Source organism: Caballeronia sp. AZ1_KS37, assembly GCF_023631165.1.
GTDB lineage: Bacteria > Pseudomonadota > Gammaproteobacteria > Burkholderiales > Burkholderiaceae > Caballeronia > Caballeronia zhejiangensis.
The window spans coordinates 129,597-136,082 of sequence record NZ_JALQDP010000031.1 but is presented as its reverse complement, the minus strand read 5'-3'; the positions used below and the strand labels follow the sequence as shown (position 1 = coordinate 136,082).

Here is a 6,486-nt window from a genome sequence, read left to right as displayed (position 1 = left end):
GGACCGTGAAACGACTCCACGCCGATGATAGTGCGGATACCCGTGTGAAAGTAGGTAATCGTCAGGCTCCTCATGCTTCAAACAAAAACCCCACCCCAAAAGGTGGGGTTTTTGCGTTTGAAGCGCGGCATTTGCATCAACGAAGTCTGTTCCGGTGCCGTTCCAACTCCGATGCGCTGCTTCAGTCGGTAGAATGGCATCGAAAGGTTGTACCCATCATGCCGACCCATCCCGGAGCGCATATGAGAACGAGCCTGTTGATTGCCGCCGTCAGCGCGACGCTGCTTTTTGCGGCGTGCGGCAAGAAGAACGATGCAAGCGAGTCCAGCCTCGGCGAAGCGATTTCCGCCGACATGAAAACGAATCGCGGCTTGCTATGCCTGAATCGCAGCGGCCGCGGCCCCTACGCGTTCCCATCGGCCTATAGCATTCGGGACCTCAACGAATATTCGGCTGCCGCGCTGCGCGAACAGCTCGCTGCGCTCGAAAAGAGCGGGCTCATCGCGCGAGCGGCCCCGACATCCGCGAACGCCAACGCCAAACAGAACGGCCTCGCGTACAGCCTTACGGGCGAAGGGCAAAAGTACGCGGTCGAAACCAACCGGCCCGCCGGCGATCCAAACGCGACGAGCGATCCGCGCGCCTGGATGCTTTGTTACGCGCACGTCAAGCTGGACAAGGTCGTGAGCTGGACCGAGCCCGATCCCACCGCTCACCGTTCCGACGTTACCTACACCTACAAGCTGGAGAGCGTGGCTCCGTGGGCCGACGATCGCGACATCAAGCGCGCTTTCCCGGAGGTAACCGCCTCAGACCGCGAAGCAGGCGAGACGAAGCTGCATGTCATCCTGGAACAGCGTGAAGACGGCTGGGTCCGCGTCGACTGAGGACCATCGCCGCATGTCCGAGCAAGACTTCGATCCTTCCGCCGGCCCGCCGCGCATGTCCGACGTCGCGCGTCTCGCCGGCGTGTCGAAGATGACCGTATCGCGCGTGCTCGCCGGACATAGCGTTGCGTTGGCGACGCGCGAACGCGTGCAGCAAGCTATCGACGAACTCGGCTACGTCGCCGATGCCGCTGCCGGCGCGTTGTCGTCCGGCCGTTCGGAATTCGTTGCCGTGCTGGTGCCGTCGCTTGCGAGCTCGAATTTCTCCGACACGGTGCGCGGTCTTTCCGCGTCGCTCGAACCGCACGGCCTGCAATTGCTGATCGGCGACACGGACTACCATCTGGATCGCGAGGAACGGCTCGTGCGCTCGATGCTGCGTCATCAGCCGCGCTGCATCGCGTTGACGGGCTCGCGTCACACCGAAGCGACGCGCACGCTGTTGCGCCGCTCGGGCATTCCTGTCGTGGAGATGTGGGATTCGCCTTCCGATCCGATCGATGCCGCCGTCGGTTTTTCCAACGTCAGCGCCGCGCGCGCAATGGTGCGGTATCTGGCGGACGCAGGCTACCAACGCATCGGCTTCCTGGGCGGGGCGAGCGAGCTCGACCGTCGCGGTCTCGATCGTCTGAAAGGCTTTCGTGCGCAGATGAAGGCGCTCGGCCTCGACGATCGACGCATCATCCGTCTCGGCGATTCGCCCATCACGATGAGTCACGGCGGCCCGGCGATGGCCGCACTGCTCGAAGCATGGCCCGACACGCAGGCCGTGATGTGCGTGAGCGACATGTCCGCGTTCGGCGCGATAATGGAATGTCACCGGCGCGGCCTCACCGTACCGGACGATATCGCCGTCGCGGGCTTCGGCAATTTCGAGGTTGCCGCATGCTGCACGCCATCGATCACGACGGTTTCCGTCGACGCATACGGCATCGGCCTGCGCACCGGAGAGACCTTGCTCGCGGCGCTCGAAGCGCGCGATCAGGGCGTTGCTGCACCGCCGGCCAAGCGCGTGCGCGTGGCCTATTCCGTGATAGCGCGCGAAAGCGCTTAAGCCGAAGCAGTAACGCGATTGCGTGCTAACATTGATCGCGATGTTACCGGTAACACCACTATGAACACAGCGTCGAACGACTGTGAATGATGGAGAGACACCTCATGCCCCAACAGAATCCCAAGCGCCTGCGCAGCCAGGAGTGGTTCGACGATCCCTCGCACGCCGACATGACCGCGCTATACGTCGAGCGCTTCATGAATTACGGCCTGACGCGCGAGGAATTGCAATCGGGCCGCCCGATCATCGGCATTGCGCAGACCGGCAGCGATCTCGCGCCCTGCAACCGCCATCACATCGAACTGGCCGCGCGCACGAAGGCGGGCATTCGCGATGCCGGCGGCATCCCGATGGAGTTCCCCGTGCATCCGCTCGCGGAGCAGAGCAGGCGTCCGACCGCCGCGCTGGATCGCAATCTCGCATATCTCGGTCTCGTCGAAATCCTGCACGGCTTTCCGCTCGATGGCGTCGTGCTCACCACCGGATGCGACAAGACCACGCCCGCATGTCTGATGGCGGCCGCCACCGTCGACATGCCCGCGATCGTCCTCTCGGGCGGTCCGATGCTCGATGGCTGGTACGAAGGCAAGCGGGTCGGTTCGGGCACGGTGATCTGGCACGCGCGCAATCTGCTCGCGGCGGGCGAGATCGATTACGAAGGCTTCATGCGCCTGACGACCGCATCGTCGCCGTCGATCGGACATTGCAACACGATGGGCACCGCGCTCTCGATGAACAGTCTCGCCGAAGCACTCGGCATGTCCTTGCCGACGTGCGCGAGCATTCCCGCCGCGTATCGCGAGCGCGGACAGATGGCGTATGCCACGGGCAAGCGCATCGTCGACATGGTGCGTGAAGAGTTGAGGCCGTCGAAGATCATGACGCGCGAGGCGTTCATTAACGCGATCGTCGTTGCATCCGCGTTGGGTGCATCGACGAATTGCCCGCCGCACTTGATCGCGATCGCGCGGCACATGGGCATCGAACTGAGTCTCGACGACTGGCAGCGCCACGGCGAGCAAGTGCCGCTCATCGTGAACTGCATGCCCGCGGGTGAGTATCTCGGCGAGAGTTTTCATCGCTCGGGCGGAGTGCCTGCGGTCCTTAGGCAACTCGACGAGGCCGGACTCATCGCGCGCGATTGTCTGACGGTGTCGGGCCGCACGATCGGCGAGATCGCGAGCGATGCGCCCGCCGCCGACAACGAGGTCATCCGCACGGCGGACGATCCGCTGAAACACGGCGCGGGTTTCATGGTCCTGTCGGGCAATTTCTTCGAAAGCGCCATCATGAAGATGTCGGTCGTCGGCGATGCGTTCAGAAAGACCTATCTGAGCGAGCCCGGCGCGGAGAACACGTTCGAAGCGCGCGCGATCGTCTTCGACGGTCCCGAGGATTACCACGCGCGCATCAACGATCCGTCGCTCGAGATCGACGAGCACTGCATTCTCGTGATTCGCGGCTGCGGCACCGTTGCGTATCCCGGCAGTGCGGAGGTCGTGAACATGGCGCCGCCCGCCGAGCTCATCAAGCGCGGCATCGATTCGCTGCCCTGCATGGGCGACGGCCGGCAAAGCGGCACGTCCGCGAGTCCGTCGATTCTGAACATGTCGCCGGAAGCGGCAATCGGCGGCGGTCTTGCGATGCTGCGCACGAACGACCGGATTCGCGTCGATCTGAACGCCCGCAGCGTGAACGTGCTGCTCGACGAAGCCGAACTCGAAAGCCGTCGCGCGCAATCGTCGTTCGCCGCGCCGGTTGCGCAGACGCCGTGGCAGGAGTTGTATCGGCAGACGGTCGGACAGTTGTCGACGGGCGGATGCCTCGAACCCGCGACGCTGTATCTGAAGGTCATCGAAACGCGCGGCAATCCGCGTCATTCACATTGAGCGAGCCGCCATGTCCTACGCCATCTATCCGAGTCTTGGGGGCAAGCGTGTTGTCGTGACGGGCGGCGGCAGCGGCATCGGCGCGGCGATCGTCGAGGCGTTCGCGAAGCAGGGCGCGCGCGTGTTTTTCATCGATGTCGCCGAGGCCGATTCGCGTCAACTCGAACAGACGCTCGCGAGCGAGCAGCATGCGCCGAAGTTCCTTCGTTGCGATTTGCGCGATGCCGGCGCGATCGAGCAAGCCTTCGATGCCATTGCGAGCGAAGCCGGTTCCATCGACGTGCTGATCAACAATGCCGCGAGCGACGACCGCCATCATTGGGACGATGTGAGCGCTGCGTACTGGGACGAGCGCATGGCCGTGAATCTGCGGCATCAGTTCTTCTGCGCGCAGGCGGCCGCGAAGCGCATGCGCGCGCAGAAGCAAGGCGCGATCGTGAACATGGGCTCGATCTCATGGCATCTCGCGCTGCCCGATCTCACGCTTTACATGACCGCGAAGGCCGCGATCGAAGGGCTCACGCGCGGCCTTGCGCGCGAACTCGGCGAGCATGGCATTCGCGTGAACACGGTGATTCCCGGCGCGGTGCGTACGCCGCGCCAGATGAAGTTGTGGCAGTCGCCGAAGAGCGAGGCGCAGCTGCTTGCGCAGCAATGTCTGCATGAGCGGATCGACCCGGAACACATCGCGCGCATGGTGCTGTTCCTCGCATCCGACGATGCGGCGCGCTGCACCGCGCGCGACTATTACGTCGATGCCGGATGGTTCGGCACCTGACGCGTCGCCCGATGCGTTACCTGATGGCTACGTCACGCGCACGTCGCGACGCCGCACCACTTTCGGCGTTGGCTTGACCGTCGGCATCGTGCCGCTTTCGATGTAGTGCTGCACGGCGTCGGCGGCATCGTGGTAGTCGCGTTCATCGAGCCAATGCCAGACCGCAGCGAGAAAGAGGCCGAGCCCCGCGTTTCCACAATGGGCGATGACTTCAGTAATGCCCTCCGCGAGCGCTTCGTCGCGGCCTTCGGGCCGCATCGCGCTCGCGATATGCGATGCCGCGCGGGACACCAGCATGGCGTGCATCGTATGCAATTGCGGGTTGAACGTGTTTGTTGCGTTTCTTCTTTGACTGCCACTCATGACGCCCCCGTCTCTGGCACCGGCCTGCTGCGTGCTGGGATGCGATGTCCGCATCGAAAAAGCAGCACGCGCCGCGATTGGATTTCGAAAACGCCTTGTTTCGGCGCTGGGGCAGTTGAACGCAAGAAGCGGGCCGACTCCGGCTTCTAGCGATGAATTATCTAGCCCGGCCTTGCGGGACGAGGCGCAACGCAATTTTCCGATGATCGGACCAGAGCGCGCACAGCGTGCTCTCCATGCATTCCGTACAATCGACTGCCCGCGATGCGCGCACTGCGTCAAAACATGCATGTCTTCTTCGCTTTTTGCTCCGATGTGTTCGCGCGACGTCCTCATGTGGCGTTGTGCGCGCTCGCGTTGCTCGCGGGTTGCGCGTCAGGCACGCCGGCGCGCAGCCAGGAAGCTGCATCGCACGAGCCGCAGCCGCTGCATCACGCAAAACGCACTTCGTCGGGCTACCAGAACAACTATGGAACCTTGCCGCGCGAATCGTTCCTGAAGTGGCGCTGGGAGCGCTTCAAGCAAGGCTTGCCGAAGCCGCCGGCAAACGGCTATCACTTTCCGATGGCGCATCCCGACATCGCGTGGCTCAAGGCCAACCGCACCACCGACACGCTCACCTGGATCGGTCATGCAAGCGCGCTCGTGCAGATCGACGGCGTGAACATCCTCACCGATCCGGTGTTCTCGGAACGCGCGTCGCCGTTCTCGTTCATCGGCCCGAAGCGCAAGACGCCGCCCGGCCTTACGCTCGACGAGCTGCCGCATATCGACATCGTACTGATCTCGCACAATCACTACGATCACCTCGACAAGCCGAGCGTCGAAGCGCTCAACCGTCAGGCGGGCGGGCCGCCGCGCTTTCTCGTGCCGCTCGGCATCGAACAGTGGATGAACGATATCGGCATAACGAATGTGGAAGAGCTCGATTGGAGCGACGAAACGCACGCGGCCGGCCTCGATATCTGGTTCGTGCCGAGCCAGCACTGGTCCGCGCGCACGCCATTCGACCGCGCGGAAACGCTGTGGGGCGGCTGGGTGGTGAAAACGCCGGCAGGCGCGGCGCGTCCGTATTCGTTTTACTTCGCGGGCGATACGGGCTACTCGCCGGACTTCCGCGATATCGCCGCGCGTTTCGGCGGCTTCGATCTCGCGCTCATTCCGATCGGCGCGTACGATCCGCGCTGGTTCATGCAGGCGCAGCACGTCGATCCCGAAGAAGCCGTGCGCATCTTCCAGGACGCGCATGCGAAAAAGGCGATCGGCATTCACTGGGGTTCGTTCGAGCTGACCGACGAACCGCTCGACGAGCCGCCGCGCCGTCTGGCCGAAGCCGTGCGCCGCGCCGGCCTGCCCGCGGACGCGTTCACCGTGCTGAAACACGGTGAAATGATTCATCTCGACACACCGGATTCAAGCGCAGCCACAATCGGCCGTTAACACGGTGTGGCAGCGCGTCTTTCACGCGCGGAAATACATCTGCATCTGCGACGCCTCGCGTTTCTCGCGCGGCGC

Annotated in this window: 6 protein-coding genes; 5 read left to right on the top strand and 1 reads right to left on the bottom strand. The window is 63.7% G+C overall.

Annotation, left to right across the window (positions count from 1 at the left end; genetic code table 11):
* The 4 genes from NCS00_RS19355 to xylB all read left to right on the top strand — a co-directional run.
* Positions 1-887, top strand: an 887-nt coding sequence (locus tag NCS00_RS19355; RefSeq protein WP_250440754.1) for an SEN1982 family lipoprotein, incomplete at its 5' end; no start/stop codon positions are given.
* Positions 888-900: 13 nt separating this feature from the next.
* Positions 901-1,941 (top strand): LacI family DNA-binding transcriptional regulator, encoded by a 1,041-nt coding sequence (locus NCS00_RS19350; protein WP_008352776.1) that lies wholly within the window; start codon positions 901-903, stop codon positions 1,939-1,941.
* Positions 1,942-2,045: 104 nt separating this feature from the next.
* The gene (locus NCS00_RS19345; RefSeq protein ID WP_250440753.1) at positions 2,046-3,830 is read left to right on the top strand and encodes an IlvD/Edd family dehydratase; all 1,785 of its coding nucleotides are present in this window, start codon (positions 2,046-2,048) and stop codon (positions 3,828-3,830) included.
* 10 nt (positions 3,831-3,840) lie between these two features.
* On the top strand, positions 3,841-4,608 hold the full coding sequence (gene xylB / locus NCS00_RS19340) for a D-xylose 1-dehydrogenase (RefSeq protein WP_250440752.1): 768 nt from the start codon (positions 3,841-3,843) through the stop codon (positions 4,606-4,608).
* A 27-nt stretch (positions 4,609-4,635) separates the two neighbouring features.
* On the opposite strand, the gene NCS00_RS19335 is transcribed toward xylB, so the two are convergent.
* Positions 4,636-4,905 carry a hypothetical protein gene (locus NCS00_RS19335; protein WP_008352782.1) on the bottom strand — a complete coding sequence of 90 codons (270 nt, stop codon included), beginning with the start codon at positions 4,903-4,905 and terminating at the stop codon, positions 4,636-4,638.
* Positions 4,906-5,235: 330 nt separating this feature from the next.
* Here NCS00_RS19335 and NCS00_RS19330 point away from each other — a divergent pair, with 330 nt between their 5' ends.
* On the top strand, positions 5,236-6,411 hold the full coding sequence (locus NCS00_RS19330) for an MBL fold metallo-hydrolase (RefSeq protein ID WP_250440751.1): 1,176 nt from the start codon (positions 5,236-5,238) through the stop codon (positions 6,409-6,411).
* Positions 6,412-6,486 lie beyond the last annotated feature (75 nt).

Coding starts and splice junctions, on each gene's coding strand:
- NCS00_RS19350 (WP_008352776.1), top strand. CDS start 901: ATGTCCGAGCAAGACTTCGATCCTTCCGCCGGCCCGCCGCGCATGTCC.
- NCS00_RS19345 (WP_250440753.1), top strand. CDS start 2,046: ATGCCCCAACAGAATCCCAAGCGCCTGCGCAGCCAGGAGTGGTTCGAC.
- xylB (WP_250440752.1), top strand. CDS start 3,841: ATGTCCTACGCCATCTATCCGAGTCTTGGGGGCAAGCGTGTTGTCGTG.
- NCS00_RS19335 (WP_008352782.1), bottom strand. CDS start 4,905: ATGCTGGTGTCCCGCGCGGCATCGCATATCGCGAGCGCGATGCGGCCC.
- NCS00_RS19330 (WP_250440751.1), top strand. CDS start 5,236: ATGCGCGCACTGCGTCAAAACATGCATGTCTTCTTCGCTTTTTGCTCC.